The 21,324-nt window shown below is 38.7% G+C and carries 24 protein-coding genes; 14 read left to right on the top strand and 10 right to left on the bottom strand.

The features are described 5' to 3' along the window. Nucleotide 1: 1 nt before the first annotated feature. Nucleotides 2-379, bottom strand: a complete 378-nt coding sequence (locus ACQQ5U_RS03400; protein ID WP_437395535.1) for a DNA topoisomerase IV — start codon at nucleotides 377-379, stop codon at nucleotides 2-4. A gap of 32 nt (nucleotides 380-411) precedes the next feature. Beyond that, on the bottom strand, nucleotides 412-807 hold the full coding sequence (locus tag ACQQ5U_RS03395; RefSeq protein WP_437395534.1) for a helix-turn-helix domain-containing protein: 396 nt from the start codon (nucleotides 805-807) through the stop codon (nucleotides 412-414). Nucleotides 808-1,090: 283 nt separating this feature from the next. Between ACQQ5U_RS03395 and ACQQ5U_RS03390 the strand changes: the two genes are divergently transcribed. The 3 genes from ACQQ5U_RS03390 to ACQQ5U_RS03380 all read left to right on the top strand — a co-directional run bounded on the left by ACQQ5U_RS03390 (nucleotide 1,091) and on the right by ACQQ5U_RS03380 (nucleotide 3,308). Further along, nucleotides 1,091-2,194 (top strand): M14 family metallopeptidase, encoded by a 1,104-nt coding sequence (locus tag ACQQ5U_RS03390; protein WP_437395533.1) that lies wholly within the window; start codon nucleotides 1,091-1,093, stop codon nucleotides 2,192-2,194. A 99-nt stretch (nucleotides 2,195-2,293) separates the two neighbouring features. Next, the gene (locus ACQQ5U_RS03385; RefSeq protein WP_119609545.1) at nucleotides 2,294-2,773 is read left to right on the top strand and encodes an Lrp/AsnC family transcriptional regulator; all 480 of its coding nucleotides are present in this window, start codon (nucleotides 2,294-2,296) and stop codon (nucleotides 2,771-2,773) included. A 16-nt stretch (nucleotides 2,774-2,789) separates the two neighbouring features. Further along, nucleotides 2,790-3,308 carry a DinB family protein gene (locus tag ACQQ5U_RS03380; RefSeq protein ID WP_437395532.1) on the top strand — a complete coding sequence of 173 codons (519 nt, stop codon included), beginning with the start codon at nucleotides 2,790-2,792 and terminating at the stop codon, nucleotides 3,306-3,308. Between the two features lies 1 nt (nucleotide 3,309). Here ACQQ5U_RS03380 and ACQQ5U_RS03375 read toward each other — a convergent pair whose 3' ends face one another. Together ACQQ5U_RS03375 and aroB are read right to left on the bottom strand one after the other, a co-directional pair. Continuing rightward, nucleotides 3,310-3,636 (bottom strand): hypothetical protein, encoded by a 327-nt coding sequence (locus ACQQ5U_RS03375; protein ID WP_437395531.1) that lies wholly within the window; start codon nucleotides 3,634-3,636, stop codon nucleotides 3,310-3,312. 94 nt (nucleotides 3,637-3,730) lie between these two features. Further along, nucleotides 3,731-4,786: a 3-dehydroquinate synthase gene (aroB, locus tag ACQQ5U_RS03370; RefSeq protein ID WP_437395530.1), complete on the bottom strand. Its 1,056-nt coding sequence runs from the start codon at nucleotides 4,784-4,786 to the stop codon at nucleotides 3,731-3,733. Between the two features lie 91 nt (nucleotides 4,787-4,877). Here aroB and ACQQ5U_RS03365 point away from each other — a divergent pair, with 91 nt between their 5' ends. After that, nucleotides 4,878-6,050: a proline dehydrogenase family protein gene (locus ACQQ5U_RS03365; RefSeq protein ID WP_437395529.1), complete on the top strand. Its 1,173-nt coding sequence runs from the start codon at nucleotides 4,878-4,880 to the stop codon at nucleotides 6,048-6,050. Here ACQQ5U_RS03365 and ACQQ5U_RS03360 read toward each other — a convergent pair. From ACQQ5U_RS03360 to ACQQ5U_RS03335, 6 genes are all read right to left on the bottom strand, one after another. Next, nucleotides 6,047-6,421 carry a DUF4258 domain-containing protein gene (locus ACQQ5U_RS03360; RefSeq protein WP_437395528.1) on the bottom strand — a complete coding sequence of 125 codons (375 nt, stop codon included), beginning with the start codon at nucleotides 6,419-6,421 and terminating at the stop codon, nucleotides 6,047-6,049. The two genes, ACQQ5U_RS03365 and ACQQ5U_RS03360, sit on opposite strands and share 4 nt — an antisense overlap. Before the next feature lie 5 nt (nucleotides 6,422-6,426). Next, a complete protein-coding gene (locus ACQQ5U_RS03355) occupies nucleotides 6,427-7,626 on the bottom strand; it encodes an alanine dehydrogenase (protein WP_437395527.1) in 1,200 nt (399 codons plus the stop codon). A gap of 44 nt (nucleotides 7,627-7,670) precedes the next feature. Continuing rightward, nucleotides 7,671-8,216 (bottom strand): hypothetical protein, encoded by a 546-nt coding sequence (locus tag ACQQ5U_RS03350; protein ID WP_437395526.1) that lies wholly within the window; start codon nucleotides 8,214-8,216, stop codon nucleotides 7,671-7,673. A 95-nt stretch (nucleotides 8,217-8,311) separates the two neighbouring features. Continuing rightward, nucleotides 8,312-8,443: a hypothetical protein gene (locus ACQQ5U_RS03345; protein ID WP_437395525.1), complete on the bottom strand. Its 132-nt coding sequence runs from the start codon at nucleotides 8,441-8,443 to the stop codon at nucleotides 8,312-8,314. Nucleotides 8,444-8,618: 175 nt separating this feature from the next. After that, the gene (tsaE, locus tag ACQQ5U_RS03340; protein WP_437395524.1) at nucleotides 8,619-9,035 is read right to left on the bottom strand and encodes a tRNA (adenosine(37)-N6)-threonylcarbamoyltransferase complex ATPase subunit type 1 TsaE; all 417 of its coding nucleotides are present in this window, start codon (nucleotides 9,033-9,035) and stop codon (nucleotides 8,619-8,621) included. Nucleotides 9,036-9,043: 8 nt separating this feature from the next. Then, nucleotides 9,044-10,588, bottom strand: a complete 1,545-nt coding sequence (locus ACQQ5U_RS03335; RefSeq protein WP_437395523.1) for a PglZ domain-containing protein — start codon at nucleotides 10,586-10,588, stop codon at nucleotides 9,044-9,046. 37 nt (nucleotides 10,589-10,625) lie between these two features. Between ACQQ5U_RS03335 and ACQQ5U_RS03330 the strand changes: the two genes are divergently transcribed. The 10 genes from ACQQ5U_RS03330 (at nucleotide 10,626) to ACQQ5U_RS03285 (ending at nucleotide 21,260) form a co-directional block, all read left to right on the top strand. Continuing rightward, on the top strand, nucleotides 10,626-11,849 hold the full coding sequence (locus tag ACQQ5U_RS03330) for an HD domain-containing protein (protein ID WP_437395522.1): 1,224 nt from the start codon (nucleotides 10,626-10,628) through the stop codon (nucleotides 11,847-11,849). A gap of 23 nt (nucleotides 11,850-11,872) precedes the next feature. Then, nucleotides 11,873-12,898: a UDP-3-O-(3-hydroxymyristoyl)glucosamine N-acyltransferase gene (gene lpxD / locus ACQQ5U_RS03325; protein WP_437395521.1), complete on the top strand. Its 1,026-nt coding sequence runs from the start codon at nucleotides 11,873-11,875 to the stop codon at nucleotides 12,896-12,898. Then, nucleotides 12,891-14,303, top strand: a complete 1,413-nt coding sequence (locus tag ACQQ5U_RS03320) for a bifunctional UDP-3-O-[3-hydroxymyristoyl] N-acetylglucosamine deacetylase/3-hydroxyacyl-ACP dehydratase (protein WP_437395520.1) — start codon at nucleotides 12,891-12,893, stop codon at nucleotides 14,301-14,303. The genes lpxD and ACQQ5U_RS03320 overlap by 8 nt, the downstream gene beginning before the upstream one ends. Next, nucleotides 14,304-15,089: an acyl-ACP--UDP-N-acetylglucosamine O-acyltransferase gene (gene lpxA, locus ACQQ5U_RS03315; RefSeq protein WP_437395519.1), complete on the top strand. Its 786-nt coding sequence runs from the start codon at nucleotides 14,304-14,306 to the stop codon at nucleotides 15,087-15,089. Between the two features lie 4 nt (nucleotides 15,090-15,093). Next, nucleotides 15,094-15,660 (top strand): elongation factor P, encoded by a 567-nt coding sequence (efp, locus tag ACQQ5U_RS03310; protein ID WP_437395518.1) that lies wholly within the window; start codon nucleotides 15,094-15,096, stop codon nucleotides 15,658-15,660. A gap of 6 nt (nucleotides 15,661-15,666) precedes the next feature. Beyond that, a complete protein-coding gene (locus ACQQ5U_RS03305; protein WP_437395517.1) occupies nucleotides 15,667-16,602 on the top strand; it encodes a UDP-3-O-(3-hydroxymyristoyl)glucosamine N-acyltransferase in 936 nt (311 codons plus the stop codon). Nucleotides 16,603-16,664: 62 nt separating this feature from the next. Next, nucleotides 16,665-17,537 carry a succinate--CoA ligase subunit alpha gene (sucD, locus tag ACQQ5U_RS03300; RefSeq protein WP_437395516.1) on the top strand — a complete coding sequence of 291 codons (873 nt, stop codon included), beginning with the start codon at nucleotides 16,665-16,667 and terminating at the stop codon, nucleotides 17,535-17,537. A gap of 107 nt (nucleotides 17,538-17,644) precedes the next feature. Further along, entirely contained in the window at nucleotides 17,645-18,394 is a 750-nt protein-coding gene (fabG, locus tag ACQQ5U_RS03295) for a 3-oxoacyl-[acyl-carrier-protein] reductase (RefSeq protein ID WP_437395515.1), read from the top strand. A 4-nt stretch (nucleotides 18,395-18,398) separates the two neighbouring features. Next, nucleotides 18,399-20,432 (top strand): VWA domain-containing protein, encoded by a 2,034-nt coding sequence (locus tag ACQQ5U_RS03290; RefSeq protein WP_437395514.1) that lies wholly within the window; start codon nucleotides 18,399-18,401, stop codon nucleotides 20,430-20,432. 12 nt (nucleotides 20,433-20,444) lie between these two features. Next, on the top strand, nucleotides 20,445-21,260 hold the full coding sequence (locus ACQQ5U_RS03285) for a prohibitin family protein (protein ID WP_119609562.1): 816 nt from the start codon (nucleotides 20,445-20,447) through the stop codon (nucleotides 21,258-21,260). Nucleotides 21,261-21,324 lie beyond the last annotated feature (64 nt).

Raw genomic sequence — 21,324 nt, 5'->3', positions numbered from 1 at the left:
GCTAGTCTATTTTATGGGCAGTTCCTTTAAATTTCCGATTATCTCCAACAACGTTGTACTCAAAAGTATAAGAGGAATCCGATGTGGTCAATATTTTAATATGTATAGGCTTTTCTTCCGCCTTGTTCTTTGGATTCAGGTTTTTAAGGATATATTCACAATCGTTTATCCAACGAACGGAAGATGAGTCCTTCTTCCCTTCAAATTCATCCACCTCAAGTTCCAGTGTTCTGTGAAAAGTCGTTTTTTTCTTCTCACCATTTACGGTAGCGGTAAATGAGAAATTGCCAGTTTTAAAATCTTCGCAATTACGTTTTGGTGGTTGACCACAGGCAAAAAAAAGTAGAATAATCAAACAAGAAAGAAGATGTGTTTTCATAATAACAAAGTAACGGAAAGTACTTCAAAGGGTCAATCCTTTTTTGGGTTGAATGTTTGAAAAGTTCCGTCAGGATAAAATAACACTATTCTAGAAGGTTCTTTGGCGTCCACTTCATTTCCTGTTGAAGGAATATAGCTCGTAATTGTATTTTCGTGCTTTTCCAAGGGGCCTGTTGGGACTTCATCCTTGGCTTGGGCATTTACTTCTTTCGGAAAGCTCCCTATTCCTTTTAGTAACCAATATAAATCAACCTCAGGGTAGGTGTCGACCAATTTCATTACAAAATCCAAACTGGGTTTGTTTCTACCACTCAACAAATGCGAAATGCTTGAACGCTGAACACCAATCTCATCGGCGAAGGCTGAAACAGACAACTCCAAATGATCGATGACAGTCTCTATGCGTACTACAATATCTTTATTCACAATTGTAAATTATTTTACAACTAAGATAGTACAATATGAGCAACCACAAAATAAAACACGCCATATCATTACATATTATTTAAAGTAACAAATGATATTATATAGCATTAATTACTAATATACAATATTATACAATACAATAATTATCTGTTGTTTACAATAATAACATATCCAAGGTTTAGTAACAAAAGTCGGTTACAAATGTATCTATTCTTTCTTTACGAAATGTTACATATGTAAATTCAAGGTTGGTTACTTTTGTAAACTTTAATTAATACGGTTCATGATTGACTATTCATTATATAAGGAGAAATCTATACACGGCAGGTACATTAACAACAAGGCATTACATTCTTGTTTTTCTAAAATTTCCCTGCCCCTAGTACCTATTGGAAATTCTGTAAACGGCATAGAGATATATGCTTTTAAATTAGGAACCGGTAAAAAGAAGGTGCTTATGTGGTCTCAAATGCACGGAAATGAATCTACTACTACTAAAGCACTATGGGACATGGTCAATTTTTTACAATCTGAAGAGCCCCTCGCGCAAACTATTTTAAAGGAATGCACTTTAATGGCTGTGCCCATGTTAAATCCAGATGGCGCAAATGTATACACCCGCGAAAATATTAATAAAGTGGATTTAAACCGCGATGCCAAAAATTTAACACAGCCCGAGAGTATTGCACTAAGAAATGTATTCGACTCATTTCAACCAGATTTCTGTTTTAATCTTCATGATCAGCGGACTCTTTTTAGCGCTGGAAATATAAATAAACCCGCTACAGTATCATTTTTATCGCCTGCAAGCAACAAAGAGCGACATATTACACCAACAAGGGAAGTAGCCATGAAATTAATTGTTGCCATGGATTCCATGCTCCAGCTACATATCCCTGGCCAAGTCGGGAGATATGATGATGGGTTTAACGATAATTGCGTAGGGGACACGTTCCAAATGCTCAACGTTCCCACTGTTTTATTTGAATCTGGCCATTTCCCTAATGATTACGAACGAGAGAAGACTCGCGAATTAATTTGTCTATCTATTGTAGAAGCACTAAAAATTATTGCTTCCGACAAAATCGAAGAGTTTAAAACAGGTGACTATTTCTCCATACCAGGAAACCATAAGCTGTACTTTGATGTTTTAATAAAGAAGCCCGAAATTATAAACACCGAGTTTGAAGCAGGGCATTCTGTCGGAATTCGATTCAAAGAGCTATTGGAAGACGATAAAATCGCTTTTAAACCAGAAATCGCCGAAATAGGACCTCTTGAAGGGTTTTATGGACATCAAACAATAGAATGTATTGATTCCAAGGATTTTGGCTTTACATCTTCCCAAAAAGAAATACTTGATTTGCTTTTGAATTTCAATAAATAAAAGAGATTTACACAAGTTTTTTGCATTTTATTTAAAAAATAACCATTTTTATTACTTAAATTTCCTTTTTTAACTACTTTTGCTGCAAAATTCAATGTAATGAACAAAGTTAAGCTAGACGAGATAGATCACCAGATATTGGACATGTTAATAGATAATACCCGTACACCATTTACGGATATCGCAAAAAAATTGCTGATTTCCGCAGGTACGGTTCACGTTCGTGTCAAAAAAATGGAAGAGTCCGGAATCATAAAAGGTTCTTCCCTTACTTTGGACTATGTCAAATTGGGTTATTCCTTTATTGCCTATGTTGGGATATTTTTGGAAAAAACACATCAAACCAAGTTTGTGCTGGAAAGGCTGAGCCAGATACCTTACGTGACCGTGGCCCACATTACAACAGGCAAATTCAATATTTTCTGTAAAATTAGGGCCAAAGATACGACGCATGCAAAAAACATCATTTTTAAAATAGATGATATTGAAGGTATCAGTAGAACAGAAACTATGATTTCCTTGGAAGAGAGCATCAACGATAAGAGACGTTTGATGCATACTATCTTCAACGAACTGTAAATTACTATTTACATATATGGTACTTTCGGAAATTCCAACTTCTGAATACAATCCTTTTTATCGGACCTATATCATGGCCTTGGGCAATGTGGAATTGGTTGAAGAATTGATAAATGGAAAAGAAGTCCTTTTATCTCTTTTAGAAGAGATTCCAGAAGAAAAACTTAACTATGCTTACGCCGAGGACAAATGGTCCTTGGCGGAGGCATTGGTGCATATGATTGATACGGAGCGGATTTTTCAATATAGAGTACTCCGCATTGCAAGGAACGACGAAACACCGCTTCCTGGCTTTGACCAAGACAATTATGTGCCGTATTCCAATGCCGACAATCGTTCTAAAAAGGATTTGATTGAAGAATATAAGGCTGTTAGGGACTCCACAATATCTCTTTTTAATTCTTTTGATGAAGAGGCCACAAAGAGAATCGGCACAACCAGCGGCTCAAAAATGAGTGTTAGAGCTTTGGGATTCATCATTAGTGGGCATCAAGCACACCATGTTCGAATTATAAACGAAAGATATTTATCTTAAATCAAAATTGACCGTCCTCTTCCATTTCCTCTGAAGCAGATTCCAGGCTATCAAAAGAATCACCTTCAAATTCAGAGGCCACTAAACCTTTGTCGAGCTCCTTTTCAATGGTCTCCTCAAAATTTGCGATAAAGTTAGACAGACTTTTACTGATTTTTACCAAGTAAACGGTATCCGCTGTTTTTACTTCAACGGCATCTATCACTTCACCGTTGGGTTTTTTAATGGTAATGATATCTTCATCACCGTAACCGTCTGGATAGGAATCAATTAATTTGGCCGCCACCTTGTGGTCCAACTTTTTGTAATCTATCAAAATTCGTTTCATAATGGTCAGTTATTAATGGTATTCCTAAACTAGGAATTTTTGAATTTGATAGATGTAAAGAGTTGTAAACCCTAAAAAAAAGTATGCGAAGTGTTTATTCTTTGTAGTAAGCAAAAGCTTTATGGAACAATTCTTCTGGAATTTTGATATCGGTAACAGCTTCGCCAATGGATTGTAACAATACAAAATTTACATTGCCATGGGAATTCTTTTTGTCATATTTAAGTAATTGGAGGATGGCATCAATGTCATCATCATGGAAATCCACTTTATCAAAATGCGTTAAAAATGCTTTTTTGATGTCATCCAAGGCCAATTTGGACAGTCCTCGTAATTCGTGGGATAAATATCCTTCTAGAATCATTCCCACAGCTATGGCTTCACCATGCAACAAGGTTTTTTTATCATGATTGTCCAAACAATACGATTCTATGGCATGTCCCAGCGTGTGTCCAAAATTTAAAATCTTGCGCAATCCTTTTTCTGTGGGATCTTGCAACACAACTTCGTTCTTTATGGTAATTGATCTTTGAATGCAAGAAGCATTGGTGAAATTATTTTTTTCCACAAGATCCTTCCAATAATCTTTATCCTGAATTAGACCGTGCTTTAACATTTCAGCGTATCCACTTTTTACCTGCCGTGGATCAAGCGTATTTAAATATTCAGGAAAAATCAATACCATTTGTGGCTGATTAATAACGCCGATCTGATTCTTCAAAGAACCTAAATCTACTCCCGTTTTGCCACCAATGGAGGCATCGACCATAGAAAGCAGGGTAGTGGGGATATTGACAAAATCTATCCCACGCTTAAAAGTAGAGGCAACAAAACCACCTAAATCAGTGAGTACTCCCCCGCCAAGGTTGATAAGTAAACTTTTTCGATCACCATCTAAATTGGAAAGGTCTTCCCAAACCTGTAAACATGTATGTATATGTTTGTTCTCTTCCCCGGATTGAATTTCTAAAATAGAATCAATAGGGTGTTCAAACATTTTTTTAAAAATGGGCAAACAATGCTCTTTTGTGTTCTCATCTACCAAAAGAAATATTTTGGAATAATCACTTTTGGCAACGTGTTGGTTTAGAGATGCTTTTGCCAATTCGTTAATATGTACCTCGTAAGACTGTGATTTAACCGATTCCATAAATTTAATTACACTGCTAAATAAAGATTATTTTTATATATATGGTTCTAGTTTGCGTACTTATATTTGAATCTTAAATGGATGATAATTAATGCGACCAAATTTTGAGAATACTGCAACAGCTTTTGAGCTGAAATCGGACTCGCAACTGGAGCGAGCTTATTTCCTATTTAAAATGATTTCCAACGAACCTCTGGTGCGTATTGGTACAGCAGCGACCAATTTTGCCATTAAGGCTCATTTGCCCGTAGAAGGTTTGATCAGAGCCACTGTGTTCGATCACTTTTGTGGAGGTGTAAATGAGAAAGATTGTCTACCTATTATTGACAATATGTACAGTAAAGGGGTCTATTCCATTTTGGATTATTCCGCTGAGGGCAAAGAGGTGGATAACCAGTTTGACTTTACTATGGAAAAAACCTTGGAAATCCTGGATTTTGTAAAGGAGAAAGATGCTATGCCTTTTGCAGTTTTTAAACCTACCGGGTTTGGGCGTTTAAAGATTTTTGAAAAAGTAAGCGCAAACATCGCATTGGATGAAAAGGAAACGGCAGAATGGAGCAGAATTGTCAACAGATTTGAGAAAGTCGGCCAAAAAGCACACGATTTGGAGGTATCACTTTTGATTGATGCCGAGGAAAGCTGGATGCAAAAAGCTGCGGATGATCTAGTACTCGATATGATGCGGAAATTCAATAAACAAAAAACCATTGTTTTCAACACGTTCCAAATGTATCGATGGGACCGAATGGATTATATCAAGAACTTGTACAAAATGGCAACGGAAGAAAACTTTAAGATTGGAGCCAAAATAGTTCGGGGTGCCTACATGGAAAAAGAAAATGATAGGGCTATTGATAAAGGGTACCAAAGTCCAATATGCAAATCCAAACAGGAAACAGACGAGAATTTTGATGCGTCAATCGATTATATGATGGCCCACCTGGATACCTTTACCATCTTCTCGGGAACACATAATGAGCAAAGTTGTATTAAGTTGATCGATATAATGCAAAAACAAGATATCAAGCCCAATGACCAACGGATATGGTTTGGTCAGTTATTTGGCATGAGCGATCATATTACCTATAATTTGGCCGCTCATGGTTATAATTCGGTAAAGTACCTGCCGTATGGACCTGTGCGGGACGTGATGCCTTATTTGATTCGAAGAGCAGAGGAAAATACTTCTGTGGCCGGGCAAACTTCCAGGGAACTGGCCCTATTACAAAAAGAAAGGAAAAGACGGAAGTTAGAGGGTTAATTCTTTGAGGAAACCATTTCTAAAATAATCTCTTCTTTGCAATTCTTGATTTTTAATTCTAGGTCAGCTCCGTTATATTCATGTAAAACAAAATATGTTTTACATGGCTCGGATTTGGTATCGCTCTTCCCAAAATCCACATCACCATCCTCTAAAAAGGCCTGAATCATTAGGGTGTCTTGGTACTGCTCCGGCAAAGATTCGGAGAAAGTCAGGGGTTTGGAGCGCATATCCTTAAGCACCCTACAATTCGGGAAATAGCAAAAGTCAATTCCTTCCTCACCAGATTTTTTTTTCAAAATAAAAACCAAAAAAACCAATCCAATGGACAGTCCAACCAAGTACCATCCCAATCGTTTCAAAAATGCCATCTACATTAAAAAATAAGAAAGTTAATATCGTTATAGCTCAGCCCGAACCAATCTCCCACAGATTTATTGGTTAAAATACCGTGGTACATATAAAGTCCGTTGCGTAAGCCTTTGTCAAAGCGAAGTGAATGTTCCAGACCGCCTTCTTCGCCGATTTTTAATAAATAAGGTGTAAATATATTACTTATAGAAATAGAAGACGTTCTTGGATATCGAGATGGAATATTTGGAACGCAATAATGGATTACACCATATTTGTCGAAGGTGGGTTTGCTATGGGTAGTAACTTCCGAGGTCTCAAAACAGCCTCCCATGTCAATGCTCACATCGATTACGACCGCTCCTATTTTCATGTTTTCTACCATGGAGTTGGAAACCACTACAGGAGAACGGTCCTTTCCGCGAGTGGCACCAATGGCTACGTCGCATCTTTTTAAGGATTTTAATAAATTCTTAGGCTGCATGGTAGAGGTATACAATGTTTGGTTCAAATTGGTTTGTAGATCTCTTAGTTTACTGATGGAATTATCAAAAACCTTGACATTGGCGCCCAACCCAAGTGCTGACCGCGCAGCAAACTGGCCTACAGTACCAGCTCCAATAATCACAACCTCGACCGGGGGCACCCCGCTAATATTTCCAAACATAAGTCCATTGCCCGTATTGGGGTTGGACATAAGCTCGGAAGCAATCAAAATAGAAGAAATTCCTGCAATCTCGCTCAGTGATCGAACGGCAGGGTAGTTTCCATCATCGTCCCGAATGTATTCAAAAGCAATGGCCGTAAGCCTTTTTTTGGCCATAATCTCAAAATACTGCTTGTTCTGTGTCTTGATTTGAAGAGCAGAAATAATTATGGTCTGCGGATTCAACAAGTCTATTTCAGAAAGGGTAGGGGGCTCTACTTTTAAGATTATAGGACAGGAAAATACTTTTTTGGTATCTCTGGTAATTTCAGCACCAGCATTGGTATAGTCAAGGTCCGAAAAATTGGCTCCTTCGCCAGCACCTGATTCCACCAAGACCCGATGCCCATGGGCCGTTATTGCATTAACAGCATCCGGTGTTAGACAGATACGCTTTTCTTGGTATTGATTTTCCTTAGGAATCCCAATAAAAAGTTCCCCTTTTTGATTTACAACCTCTAGGGTTTCTTCTTGGGGCAATAATTGTTGTTTGCTAAAAGGAGAGGAAGCTTGGCTCATAAAGGGTAAATCTATTCAGAATACCATAAGGTATTAAAACAAATTTACATTTTTTTTGAAACGGTCTTCCGGCGTTGTTCCAATTTCTCACGTTCCTTACGTAATTCCTCTTTTTCCTTTAGGATTTGAAGTTCTGTGTCCATAGCATCTAAATCAATACCATGCACATGTTTATCAACTAATTTAACCCTTATAAAATAGACCACTGGAACAATAACCATGGTGACAGCAACTATATACAGAATCTCATTTTCGTCTATTCTCTCCCTATTGGAGTAGTTCAAGGCGGAAAACAATTGAAAACTATACATTGCAATAGGAATCAAAATAGCATGGTACCACCAACTTTTTGAAGTAACAAACCAAATAACCAATAAAAGTAAAGGGACTAACTTGCCGAAATAATAGTAAAAGGCCAACGACACATCACCAAAGTTATTCTCTGTAAAAGTTATACCCAGAAAGGTCCATGAAGTGGCATCAGGTGGTAGGTATTTGTAGCAGTAAAACAATATTGGGGTAATCGCAATCAAGAATGCAATAGCCCCTTCAATAATAAAACGTTTTTTTATTGTAGATTTTTTGCTCATTACTTTGAAAACTCAAAAAATCCAGGATTATTGTAAAAAAAATCCCTTTTTCGAAAAAAAAAGGGATTAATTTTAAAGGTCGAAAAGAGTTAAAATTAAAGTTTAATCAATTTTTTCTTTTCAATGCTTACTGTTTGATTGTCGTCAAAGGTAACTGTAGTAGATACAGCAGTCATTGCCAAAAATGCAACAGCTAGCAATCCATAAAAAACTTTTTTAGTGTTCATCGTAAAAGAGTTTTTGGTTAATAAATGAATTCATTCACAAAGCAAATGTAGGAAAATATTTCAACCTAACATACCTTTTATCGATAAAATTGGTTTTTTAACGCAAAAAACTTACAGTTTATCGAAATCGGATTGCTCTGTGCAATAATTTGTCTGAAGATAGAGCGATTGTGTTTTAAGAAACATTTAACTCGATTGAACGAGTGTTTTCCTCGATAAAGTGCAAGAATACCCCCACAGCATCTTCCGGCAAAAGGGATGGGATTTTTTCTGGCCATTCTATAAATAGCCACGCATCAGAATTCAAATAATCTTCAAAACCCATATCCAAAGCCTCCATTTCATCATTTAGTCTATAAAAATCAAAATGATAGGCGAGGGGATTGTCATTTTCGTCAGAATATTCATTTACCAAACCAAAAGTTGGGCTATTGGCAATATCAGTAGCTCCAAGTTCTTTTACCAAGGCTTTTACCAGGGTTGTCTTGCCCACACCCATGTCTCCGTAAAGACAAAGAACCTTGTTTGGCGCTTCCTGCAATATTTCTTTTGCCACTTGGTGGATTTCGTCCAATTGAAAAATTCTCTTCACAACTAGGATTATTTTGGGTCCAAAACTACAAAAGGAACTACCATCTCTTCTAATGAAACACCACCATGTTGGTAGGTATTCCGGTAATAACTCACATAATAGTTGTAGTTGTTGGGATACGCAAAAAAGAGATCATTTTTAGCAAAAATGTAGCTGCTGCTCAAATTAATGTTGGGCAAGTGAATCTCTTGTGGATTTTTAGTGGCCAATACGTCCTTATCTTGATACGTGAGGCTTCTACCGGTCTTATAACGAAGATTTAAGCTGGTTTCCCGGTCGCCAATCACCTTAGAAGGCTGTTTTACATTGATGGTACCATGATCTGTGGTCAAAATCAATTTCATACCAAGCTCTTGCGCTTGTTGGATAATTTCCAGCAAAGGTGAATTTTTAAACCAACTTAATGTAAGTGAACGGTAAGCCTTGTCATTGGACGCTAGTTCCTTTACTACCTCCATTTCTGTTTTTGAATGGGAAAGCATATCCACAAAATTGTAGACAACCACGGTAAGGTCGTTATCCTTTTGTGATTTAAAGTTTTGTGCCAGTTGCTTGCCTTGTTTAAGGTTGCTTATTTTATGGTATTCCCAACTCAGGTCGAGCCCCAATCGTTTTAACTGTTCTCCCAAAAATTCGGATTCAAATAGATTCTTACCGCCCTCGTCCGTATCGTTTTTCCACCAATCCGGATACCGTTTCTCCATTTCGGATGGCATTAAGCCGGAAAAAAGCGCATTTCGGGCATATTGCGTTGCTGTTGGAAGAATACTGAAATATGCACACTCTTGTTTCTTTTTATAACTAACCGATAAAGTTTTCTCGAAGGCCAACCACTGGTCATACCTTAAATTATCAATCACGACCAAGAGCGTTTTGTTTCCTTCCAACTCAGGTTGAATCTTATTTTTAAACAGGGTATGTGACATTACAGGGGCATCGCCGTCATGGAACCAAGTCTTGTAATTTTTATCCACAAACTTCCCGAACTGGGAGTTGGCCTCCACTTTTTGGGATTCGAGTATTTCGAACATTCCAGAATCTTCAATTTGTTCCAGTTCCAGTTCCCAATAAATCAATTTTTTGTACAGTTCCACCCACTCTTCGTAGGTGTTTACCATGGAGAGGTCCATGGCTATTTTCCTGAATTCCTGTTGATAATTGGCGGTGGTTTTTTCTGAGACCAAGCGGGAATTGTCTAAACTCTTTTTTAAGGATAAAAGAATTTGATTCGGGTTTACAGGTTTTATAAGGTAGTCGGCAATTTTGGAACCGATGGCCTCATCCATGATATATTCCTCTTCACTTTTGGTAATCATTACTACGGGAATGGAACCGTCATATTTCTTTATTTCAGTAAGCGTTTCCAAGCCGGAAAGGCCGGGCATATTTTCATCCAAAAAAACAATATCAAAAAAAGCTTCCTTGATCTCTTCAATGGCATCTTGACCACTCTGGCTTGTGATTACTTTATAGCCCTTACTTTCCAGAAATAATATGTGAGGTTTTAAGAGGTCTATCTCATCATCGACCCAAAGAATTGTTATCTTGTTCATATAGTAGTTATCTTTGTGGGAATTAAAACAAAAACTCTTGGTAAAAACCAATAAGCTTAATGTTTTCAACGATCCAATTTACGGTTTTATTGGAACTCCCAACGAACTAATTTTTAGTCTGATCTCGCATCCTTACTTTCAAAGGCTGAGACGGATATCCCAAATGGGGCTTTCCTATTTGGTGTATCCAGGGGCGCACCATACAAGGTTTCATCATGCACTGGGCAGTATGCATTTAATGACCAAGGCCATTCAGGTTTTAAAATTAAAAAATGTAGAAATTACCGAAGAGGAAGAGAAAGGTTTGTTATGTGCCATTTTGCTTCACGATATCGGTCATGGGCCATTCTCGCATGCGTTGGAAGGTTTTGTGGCCAAGGAAATAAGCCATGAACAGATTTCCCTCCGTTTTATGATGGAGTTGAACAAAGAATTCGAAGGGCAACTGGATACTGCCATTGCCATTTTTCAAGGAGATTATCCCAAACCTTTTTTAAATCAATTGGTCTCCAGTCAGTTGGATATGGACCGATTGGACTACCTTAAAAGAGACAGTTTTTACTCCGGCGTTACCGAAGGAAACATTAATTCTGAAAGGCTCATCTCCATGTTGAATGTGGTGGAAGGTAATTTAGTGGTAGAGGAGAAGGCGATTTATGCGGTCGAAAAGTTTTTGATGGCACGTAGATTCATGTACTGGCAGGTGTATTTGCACAAAACAGGATTGGTGGCCGAGCAATTATTGGTTAGGATAATGCAACGAGCAAGATTGCTTTTAACCCAAGGCGAGAACCTTTCTGGGAGCCAACCACTTTTGTTTTTTCTGAAAAATAACGGAACGCTCAATTTTAATGGCGAAGTACTTGAAACTTTTGCAGAATTGGATGATATAGATATTCTTGGGGCCTTAAAAAATTGGCAGTTCCATAAAGATTTTGTGCTTTCTAAATTGTGCAAGATGTTACTGGATAGGAGACTTTTGCACGTGAAAGTCAAAAAAAGACCCATAACTTCCGAAAAAATACAGGAGAAATTGGATTGGATCATAAAAAAGCATGACCTTACACTAGAAGAAGCCTCTAATTTTGTATTTCAGGGAGAAATATCCAATAAGGCCTATAGCAAGGAGCAGGCCATTCAAATTTTAAAAAAGAACGGGAAAATATCAGATGTTTTAAAAGAGTCGGACCAGTTGAGCTTAAAAGCACTTGCCAAAACCGTCACCAAATATTATAGCTGCTATCCAAAGAAAGCCGTTTAACAAATTTTGTTACTTTTGCACCAATGAAATTTACAGCTACCCAAATTGCCGGAATCTTAGAAGGGGAAGTTGAGGGTAATCCTCAAATTGCTGTCCATAAACTGTCTAAGATCGAGGAAGGCGAAAAAGGGTCGTTGACCTTTCTAGCCAATCCAAAATATACATCTTACATATATACCACAAAGGCATCCATTACCATAGTAAATAAGGATTTTGTTCCAGAGCAAACCATATCCACGACCTTGATTAAAGTGGAGGACGCCTATAAATCCTTTTCCAAATTATTGGAATACTACAATCAGGTGAAAAATAATAAGGTAGGTATTGAAAGTCCTTGCTATGTTTCCGAAAGTGCAAATTACGGAGAAGATTTTTACCTTGGCGCTTTTGCCTATTTGGGAAACAATGTGACCATTGGCAACAATGTAAAAGTTTATCCCAATGCATACGTAGGAGATAATGTAACCATTGGGAACAATGTAGTAGTATTTGCAGGGGCCAAGATTTACTCCGAAACCATTATCGGTAACAACTGTGTTATCCATGGAGGAGCTATCATTGGGGCAGATGGGTTTGGTTTTACGCCAAATTCCAATGGAGAGTATAGTAAAGTACCACAGACGGGCAATGTTATTATTGAAGATAATGTGGATATAGGTGCCGGTACAACCATAGACCGTGCTACCTTAGGTTCTACCATATTGAGAAAAGGAGTGAAGTTGGATAATCAAATCCAAATAGCACACAATGTTGAAATAGGGGAGCATACCGCTATTGCTGCCCAAACCGGGGTTGCAGGTTCCACTAAAATTGGAAAGAACTGTTTGATCGGTGGTCAAGTGGGTATCGTGGGGCATATCACTATAGGTGATAGGGTTCGTATTCAAGCCCAATCGGGTATCGGAAGAAATGTAAAAGACGATGAAGTACTCCAAGGTTCACCAGCATTGAACTATGGGGACTTCAACAAATCATATGTACACTTTAAGAATTTGCCAAAATTGGCAAATCAAATCTCCAACATAGAAAAAAAGGTTGAAGGTGAGTAAAACAAGTAACAAACAACGCACCATAGCGAAAAAAGTAACGCTACAAGGTGTAGGACTGCATACAGGGGAAAATGTAACCATGAGTTTTCTTCCTGCGGACGAAAACCACGGTTTTGCGTTCAAAAGAATAGATTTAGAGGGAGAACCCATAATTGAGGCAGATGCCAATTATGTGGTGAATACCCAACGTGGCACCAATTTGGAAAAAAACGGGGTTAAAATCCATACTTCAGAGCATGTGCTTGCTGCCTTAGTTGGATTGGACATTGACAACGTTTTGATTGAATTGAATGCTCCGGAGCCTCCTATTATGGATGGGTCTTCCAAGTTTTTTGTCGAAGCTTTGGAAGAAGCGGGTATCGTTGAACAAGAGCAAGAGCGTGAAGAATATGTGGTAAAAGATGTTGTTTCCTATAAAGATGAAACCACCGGAAGTGAAATCACGATAATTCCAGCGGATGAATACCAAGTGACCACAATGGTAGATTTTGGAACCAAAGTTTTGGGCACACAGAATGCCACTTTGGAAAAAATGTCCGATTTTAAAGAACAGATTTCCGATTCACGTACATTCAGTTTTCTTCATGAACTTGAAATGTTGCTGGAAAATGGACTGATCAAAGGTGGAGACCTAAATAATGCCATTGTTTATGTGGACAAGGAAATATCCGAATCCACAATGAAAAAACTGGAAAAAGCTTTTGGCAAAGAAAAGCTTTCGGTAAAGCCAAACGGTATTTTGGATAATCTTACCTTGCATCATCCCAATGAAGCAGCCAGGCACAAGTTATTGGATGTAATTGGAGATTTGGCCTTGGCTGGCACGCGTATCCGAGGAAAAGTGATTGCGAACAAGCCGGGACACTTTGTAAATACCCAATTCGCGAAAAAACTGTCCAAAATCATTAAAATAGAAAAAAGAAACAAAGTTCCCAGCTATGATTTGAACCAAGAGCCATTAATGGACGTTAATGAAATCATGGCCAGATTACCGCACCGACCTCCTTTTTTACTGGTAGATAAGATTTTGGAACTTTCGGACTCCCATGTGGTGGGCGTAAAAAATGTGACCATGAACGAACCATTTTTCGTGGGTCACTTTCCGGGTGCACCGGTAATGCCGGGTGTTTTACAGGTGGAAGCAATGGCTCAGACAGGTGGAATACTTGTTTTGAGTACCGTTCCGGATCCTGAGAATTATCTCACTTTCTTTATGAAGATTGATAAGGTAAAATTTAAGCAGCAAGTTGTTCCCGGTGACACCTTAATATTTAAATGCGATTTGATTTCCCCTATCCGTAGAGGTATTTGTCATATGCAAGCTTACGCATACGCCAATGGAAAATTGGTATCCGAAGCAGAGCTTATGGCACAGATTGTAAAAACAAAAAATTCAGATTCTTAGATGAACCAACCATTAGCATATGTACACCCAGGAGCCAAAATTGCCAAAAATGTGGTAATTGAGCCCTTTACTACCATACACAGTAATGTAACTATTGGAGAGGGGACTTGGATTGGTTCCAATGTTACCATTATGGAAGGGGCCCGAATCGGAAAAAACTGCAGCATTTTCCCAGGTGCTGTCATTTCTGCCATGCCCCAAGATTTAAAATATCAAGGAGAGGACACTACTGTCGTAATCGGAGATAATACTACGATTAGAGAATGTGCTACAATTAATAAAGGTACCTCAGACCGAATGAAAACGGTCATAGGAAACAATTGTTTGATTATGGCCTATTGTCACGTAGCTCATGATTGCTTTGTTGGCGACGGCTGTATTTTCAGTAATAATTCAACCTTGGCAGGACACGTAACCATTGGTCAAAATGTAGTTTTGGCAGGAATGGTGGCCGTACACCAGTTTGTATCCATTGGAAACCACGCTTTTGTTACGGGAGGTTCTTTGGTACGTAAAGATGTTCCTCCATATGTGAAGGCGGCAAGGGAGCCACTGTCTTATGTAGGTATCAACTCCATTGGACTGCGTAGAAGAGGATTTGAATCCGATAAAATCAGGGAGATTCAGAATATTTACAGATTACTATATCAACAAAATTATAACAATTCCCAAGCTGCATCTATTATTGAAGCTGAGATGGAAGCAACCCCGGAAAGGGATGAAATCCTTCAGTTTATAAGGGATTCGCAAAGAGGAATCATGAAAGGTTATTTCAGTTCAAATTAAATTTATGGCAAGTACTTCTGATATAAGAAAAGGGTTGTGCATTAAGTACAACAATGATATCTACAAAATTGTGGAGTTTCTTCATGTAAAACCTGGTAAAGGACCCGCTTTTGTCCGTACCAAGTTAAAAAGTGTAACAACGGGCAAGGTGATTGACAACACTTTTTCCGCAGGACATAAAATTGAGGATGTCCGTGTAGAAACACGTTCTTACCAATTTTTGTACAATGATGGTGAAACGTACCACTTTATGAATACGGATGATTACACTCAGATTGCTTTGCAAGAGGAATCATTGGACGCTTCTGACCTTCTTAAGGAAAGTGAAGTAGTGACCATCATTTTTAACGCTGAGGATAATATGCCCCTTTCCGTTGAAATGCCTGCCAGTGTTGTATTGGAAGTTACCCACACCGAACCAGGAGTGAAAGGTAATACCGCAACAAATGCTACTAAACCTGCTACTGTGGAAACAGGAGCCACTATCAATGTGCCACTTTTCATCAACGAAGGAGATAAAATAAAGATTGATACAGAAAAAGCGGCTTATATGGAACGAGCCAAAGAGTAGTCTTAGATGAAATTTCCGAAAACCTATACACTAAAGGAAATATCAGGGATTATTGATGCCGACTTTGTGGGGGATGAAGATTTCCCTGTCTTGGGCATGAATGAAATCCATGTGGTGGAAGAGGGGGATATCGTATTTGTGGATCATCCCAAATATTATGATAAAGCCCTGCAATCTAAAGCAACAGTTGTTCTCATCAACAAAAAAGTGGAATGTCCAGAGGGCAAAGCCCTACTTATTTCTGATGACCCTTTTAGGGATTTCAACAAATTGACACGCCACTTCAAACCATTTGAAAGTGCTAGCTCGGCTATTGCTGATTCAGCTAAAATAGGAGAGGGAACGGTAATTCAACCCAACACTTTTATTGGTTACCATGTAAAAATCGGTAAAAACTGTGTGATTCACCCTAACGTAACCATTTATGATGGATGCATCATTGGTGATAACGTAACTATTCACGCGGGTACGGTATTGGGAGCCGATGCATTCTACTATAAAAATAGACCTGAAGGTTTCGATAAGTTACTTTCAGGAGGAAACGTTGTGATTGAAAACAATGTGGATATTGGAGCTTCCTGTACCATTGACCGCGGCGTAACAGGATCGACCACCATAAAAGAAGGGTCCAAGTTGGATAATCAAATTCAGGTCGGCCATGATACCGTTATAGGAAAGAAATGCTTGATAGCATCCCATGTAGGAATTGCGGGCTGTTGCATTATTGAGGACGAAGTGACCCTATGGGGACAAGTCGGTATAACCAGTGGGGCCACAATTGGCAAAAGAGCAGTGATTTTGGCTCAATCTGGTATTTCAAAATCTCTAGAAGGGGGTAAAACCTATTTTGGCTACCCAGCTGAGGAAGCTCGCGAAAAAATGAAACAAATAGCTTCCATCAAAAAGATTCCAGAAATCTTGCAAAAACTGAAAAAGATTTAAGAAATCAATAGATAAAAACTTTAGTAAACCATATTTTTGTATCTCTACATTAAGTTAAATATATGAGCGTCTTAGTAAACAAGGATTCAAACATAATTGTACAAGGATTTACCGGTAGTGAAGGAACATTTCACGCCGAACAAATGATTGAATACGGAACCAACGTGGTTGGTGGTGTGACCCCAGGAAAAGGTGGTCAAGAACATTTGGGGAAACCAGTTTTCAACACGGTGGAGGAAGCTGTGAAAAAAGCTGGTGCGGATACCACGATAATTTTTGTTCCGCCCGCATTTGCTGCGGATGCAATTATGGAAGCTGCTGATGCAGGAATCAAGGTGATTATTACGATTACCGAAGGAATCCCAGTGGCTGATATGGTAAAAGCCAACGATTACATCAAGGATATGGACTGCACATTGATTGGCCCTAACTGTCCAGGTGTAATTACTCCCGGTGAAGCCAAAGTAGGTATCATGCCCGGATTTGTCTTTAAAAAAGGAAAAGTAGGTATCGTTTCCAAATCAGGAACACTTACCTACGAAGCAGCTGATCAAGTGGTTCGTCAAGGATTGGGAATCACAACGGCCATTGGTATTGGAGGTGACCCAATTATCGGAACCACAACTAAACAAGCTGTTGAGTTATTGATCAATGACCCAGAAACTGAATGTGTTGTAATGATCGGTGAAATTGGAGGTCAATTGGAGGCGGAAGCTGCAAGATGGTATAAGGAAAGCGGTAGCAAAAAACCAATTGTTGGTTTCATTGCTGGTGAAACTGCTCCAGCAGGACGTACCATGGGACACGCTGGCGCTATTGTAGGTGGTAGCGATGATACCGCCCAAGCCAAGAAAAAAATTATGCGCGATTGTGGTATCCATGTTGTGGATTCACCCGCTGAAATTGGCGTAAAAGTTAAAGAAGTGGTTGGGTAACCAACCGTTAAAACCATACTAAATCCCGTTTTATGCGGGATTTTTTTTCGTCTAAACATAAAACAAAAACTATATTTGGTTAATAACCATTCAAACACAATCATTGTATGAAACTTTTGGAAGGGAAAAACGTAATCATAACAGGAGCTAGTAGAGGAATAGGAAAAGGAATTGCCGAAGTATTTGCAAAACATGGTGCAAATGTTGCCTTCACCTATAGTTCTAGTGAAGCTCCAGCATTGGAATTAGAAAAAGAATTGACCGAAATGGGTGTTAAGGCCAAAGCTTATAAAAGCAATGCCGCCAGTTTTGAGGAATCCGAAGCCCTTGTTGCCAAGGTTTTGGAGGATTTTGATGGCAGAATCGATGTTCTCATCAATAACGCAGGTATCACCAAGGACAACTTGTTAATGCGAATGGGAGAGGATGATTTTGATAAAGTAATCGAAATCAACCTAAAGTCTGTTTTTAACATGACGAAAGCTGTACAACGTACCATGTTGAAGCAGCGTAAAGGGTCCATTATCAATATGAGTAGTGTGGTTGGTGTAAAAGGTAATGCCGGACAGACCAACTATGCGGCTTCGAAAGCGGGTATGATTGGTTTTACCAAGTCCGTAGCTTTGGAATTGGGGTCTAGAAACATCCGTTGCAATGCTATTGCCCCAGGGTTTATCGAAACGGAAATGACCGAAAAATTGGATGAAAAAACCGTTCAAGGTTGGAGAGAAGGTATTCCATTAAAACGTGGCGGAAGTCCCGAAGACGTGGCCAATGCCTGTGTATTCTTGGCATCGGAACTTTCTGGTTATGTAACAGGACAAGTATTGAACGTTGATGGTGGAATGTTAACCTAAATGAATGGATTTGAGCACGGTACTTCTTATCTTTTTAGCAGTTGCTGCCGCGCTTACCCTTGTTTATTTTCAATACTTCCATAAAAACCCTAAAAAGGGTTCACATAAAATTATATTGGCCGCATTAAGGTTTGTTACCTTATTTAGCGGCCTTTTACTTTTGATAAATCCAAAGTTTGTTGACAAGGATTATTTTGTTGAAAAGGCAAACTTGATCCTGCTCATGGACAATTCCACATCCATGGAAGATTCCTCTTCCGAAACAGAGATTGCGCAAACCATTGAACAAATTCAACAGGATGAAGCTATAAACCAAAGGTTCACTATTCATCAATATGGGTTTGGAAATACCATAGTAGCTACCGATTCTATTTATTTTGACCAAGGAAACACCGATATTTCCAATGCACTTTCTACGTTGAATGATGTTTTTGTAAACGGAAACAATGCCATTGTTTTGTTTTCAGATGGGAATCAAACCCTGGGCAGGGATTATGAATACATCACGCTAAATGAAAATACCACCATAAACCCAGTTGTGGTCGGCGATACTACACAATATGAAGATATTTCCATCGGACTCATCAACGTCAACAAATTTGCTTTTTTACGGAACAGCTTTCCCATTGAGACCTCCATTCGGTATCAAGGTTCAAGACCTGTCACAAGCACGGTCACTATTTTCATCAACGGTAGTAGGGTACATCAGGAAAGGATAAATCTAAGTGGCACAAGGAATAGTCAAACCCTAAATACTTTGGTCGAGGCGCAAAGCGTGGGCATCAAAACCATCAAAATTGAGGTCGGCACACTGGAAAACGAACAGAATACAGCGAATAACACCAAAGAAACAGCCATTGAGGTAATTGATGAAAAAACCAATGTTGCCATTATTTCCGATATACTGCATCCTGATATTGGGGCTTTAAAAAAGTCCATCGAATCGAACGAACAACGCTCCGTTACCTTGGTAAAACCCAATGTCAGCCAGTCTGAACTCGAAGAATCCGACCTTATAATTCTGTACCAACCCAATCGAAATTTTAGAAGCGTTTACGAGTTTCTGGAAAACTCAGGTGCCAATTACTTCACAATAACTGGAAGCAAAACGGATTGGAATTTTTTAAATAATGTACAAAACAGCTATACGATTTCGGGTAGCAGACAGGCGGAGGACATTTTGCCTGTTTTAAACAACGCCTTTGGTTTATTTGGTCTTGGTGCATTTAGCGTTGATGGATTTCCACCTTTGCAGGGAACACTCGGCGACATACAACTGCATAAGGATAGAGAAATTCTGATGTTCCAGCAGTTGCAGGGCATCAATTTGGACAAACCTTTGTTTGCCATTCTTACAGCGTCCAACCAAAAAGAGGCTGTACTTTTTGGAGAAAATCTTTGGCGCTGGCGGGCACAGGTGTACCGAAACGACCAAAGTTTTCAAAAGTTTGATGACTTCATCGGAAATTTAATGGTGTATTTGGGCTCGAATAGACAGCGGAACCGATTGGAACTAGATTATGAGTTGGTTTTTGACAATGCCAGTATGGCTAAGGTTAGAGCATCATATTTTGATGAAAGTTACCAGTTTGACCCTAATGCTAGTATTTCCATAAAGATAGAAGGCAAGGACACGGATTTTTACAGAGTGTCACCCGTACTTTTAAAGGGTTCGTTTTACGAAGTGGATTTAAATGATTTGGAATCTGGGGAATATAATTTCACGGTAACTGTTCAAGATGAGAATCTCAATCGATCAGGGACATTCCGAATTTTGGATTTTAACCCTGAAAAGCAATTGATTTCTGCCAATTATAAAAAAATGCAGCGATTGGCTCAGAAAAATGGAGGTGAACTCTACTTTTTGGATGGCATTGAAGCCCTTCAAAACAACTTAGCTTCATCCCAACAATTCCTTCCTGTTCAAAAGAGCAGGGATAATGTTGTATCTTTAATAGATTTCCGTATTTTACTCGGACTGATAGTACTTTCCTTAACATTGGAATGGTTCATCAGAAAATATAATGGATTAATATAAATCAAAATACAAATGGATAAATTACCAAAAATTGCTTTGCCTGCATTGGCAGCGATTATTTTCTTAATTATTATTATTTCAAAATCAGCTATAACCATAGGATCAGGTGAGGCCGGTGTGCTTTATAAGACCTTTGGAGGTGGTGTAGTTACCGATGAGGCTCCATTGGGTGAAGGGTTTCACTTGGTGGCTCCATGGAACAAAGTCTTTATTTATGAAGTCAGACAACAGGAAGTCTTCGAAAAAATGCAAGTACTTTCCTCTAATGGATTGGAGATTAAGCTTGATGCTTCTGCATGGTTTCAACCAGAATATGAATCCTTGGGAAAACTACATCAGGAAAAAAGTGAACTGTACAAGGACCGTATCCTTCTTCCGGCAATACGCTCGGCTGCACGTAGTGTTGTGGGCAGATATACACCTGAGCAATTATATTCCAGCAAAAGGGACGCCATCCAACAAGAAATTTTTGAAGAAACAAGGAACATTGTTGGTGATCAATATATTCAATTGAACCAAATTCTTGTTAGGGATGTTACGCTACCCCCTACCATAAAAGAAGCCATTGAACGTAAACTGAAACAAGAGCAAGAATCCTTGGAATACGAATTTAGATTGATTACCGCTGAAAAAGAAGCTCAAAAAGTTCGTATTGAAGCACAAGGTAAGGCGGATGCCAATAAAATATTGAGTGCTTCGCTTACCGATAAGATATTGCAGGACAAAGGTATAGATGCCACCTTAAAGTTAGCGGAATCACCAAATGCTAAAGTCGTGGTGGTAGGTTCAGGCGATGACGGATTACCTTTAATTTTAGGAAATAACTAAATTGTCCTTTTTTGATATAAAAATATATCCTATTTTTGGACCATAATGAGAAACAAAAACACGC

Origin of the sequence: Flagellimonas lutimaris (assembly GCF_051494225.1) — a bacterium.
Classification (GTDB): Bacteria; Bacteroidota; Bacteroidia; order Flavobacteriales; family Flavobacteriaceae; genus Flagellimonas; species Flagellimonas lutimaris_A.
The sequence above is the reverse complement of the archived record's forward strand: the minus strand, read 5'-3'. Positions and strand labels throughout refer to the sequence as shown.

Excerpts from the sequence above, each read along its gene's own strand:
- ACQQ5U_RS03400 (WP_437395535.1), bottom strand. The coding sequence starts at position 379 with ATGAAAACACATCTTCTTTCTTGTTTGATTATTCTACTTTTTTTTGCC.
- ACQQ5U_RS03390 (WP_437395533.1), top strand. The coding sequence starts at position 1,091 with ATGATTGACTATTCATTATATAAGGAGAAATCTATACACGGCAGGTAC.
- ACQQ5U_RS03385 (WP_119609545.1), top strand. The coding sequence starts at position 2,294 with ATGAACAAAGTTAAGCTAGACGAGATAGATCACCAGATATTGGACATG.
- ACQQ5U_RS03380 (WP_437395532.1), top strand. The coding sequence starts at position 2,790 with ATGGTACTTTCGGAAATTCCAACTTCTGAATACAATCCTTTTTATCGG.
- ACQQ5U_RS03375 (WP_437395531.1), bottom strand. The coding sequence starts at position 3,636 with ATGAAACGAATTTTGATAGATTACAAAAAGTTGGACCACAAGGTGGCG.
- aroB (WP_437395530.1), bottom strand. The coding sequence starts at position 4,786 with ATGGAATCGGTTAAATCACAGTCTTACGAGGTACATATTAACGAATTG.
- ACQQ5U_RS03365 (WP_437395529.1), top strand. The coding sequence starts at position 4,878 with ATGCGACCAAATTTTGAGAATACTGCAACAGCTTTTGAGCTGAAATCG.
- ACQQ5U_RS03360 (WP_437395528.1), bottom strand. The coding sequence starts at position 6,421 with ATGGCATTTTTGAAACGATTGGGATGGTACTTGGTTGGACTGTCCATT.
- ACQQ5U_RS03355 (WP_437395527.1), bottom strand. The coding sequence starts at position 7,626 with ATGAGCCAAGCTTCCTCTCCTTTTAGCAAACAACAATTATTGCCCCAA.
- ACQQ5U_RS03350 (WP_437395526.1), bottom strand. The coding sequence starts at position 8,216 with ATGAGCAAAAAATCTACAATAAAAAAACGTTTTATTATTGAAGGGGCT.
- ACQQ5U_RS03345 (WP_437395525.1), bottom strand. The coding sequence starts at position 8,443 with ATGAACACTAAAAAAGTTTTTTATGGATTGCTAGCTGTTGCATTTTTG.
- ACQQ5U_RS03335 (WP_437395523.1), bottom strand. The coding sequence starts at position 10,588 with ATGAACAAGATAACAATTCTTTGGGTCGATGATGAGATAGACCTCTTA.
- lpxD (WP_437395521.1), top strand. The coding sequence starts at position 11,873 with ATGAAATTTACAGCTACCCAAATTGCCGGAATCTTAGAAGGGGAAGTT.
- lpxA (WP_437395519.1), top strand. The coding sequence starts at position 14,304 with ATGAACCAACCATTAGCATATGTACACCCAGGAGCCAAAATTGCCAAA.
- efp (WP_437395518.1), top strand. The coding sequence starts at position 15,094 with ATGGCAAGTACTTCTGATATAAGAAAAGGGTTGTGCATTAAGTACAAC.
- ACQQ5U_RS03305 (WP_437395517.1), top strand. The coding sequence starts at position 15,667 with ATGAAATTTCCGAAAACCTATACACTAAAGGAAATATCAGGGATTATT.
- sucD (WP_437395516.1), top strand. The coding sequence starts at position 16,665 with ATGAGCGTCTTAGTAAACAAGGATTCAAACATAATTGTACAAGGATTT.
- fabG (WP_437395515.1), top strand. The coding sequence starts at position 17,645 with ATGAAACTTTTGGAAGGGAAAAACGTAATCATAACAGGAGCTAGTAGA.
- ACQQ5U_RS03290 (WP_437395514.1), top strand. The coding sequence starts at position 18,399 with ATGGATTTGAGCACGGTACTTCTTATCTTTTTAGCAGTTGCTGCCGCG.
- ACQQ5U_RS03285 (WP_119609562.1), top strand. The coding sequence starts at position 20,445 with ATGGATAAATTACCAAAAATTGCTTTGCCTGCATTGGCAGCGATTATT.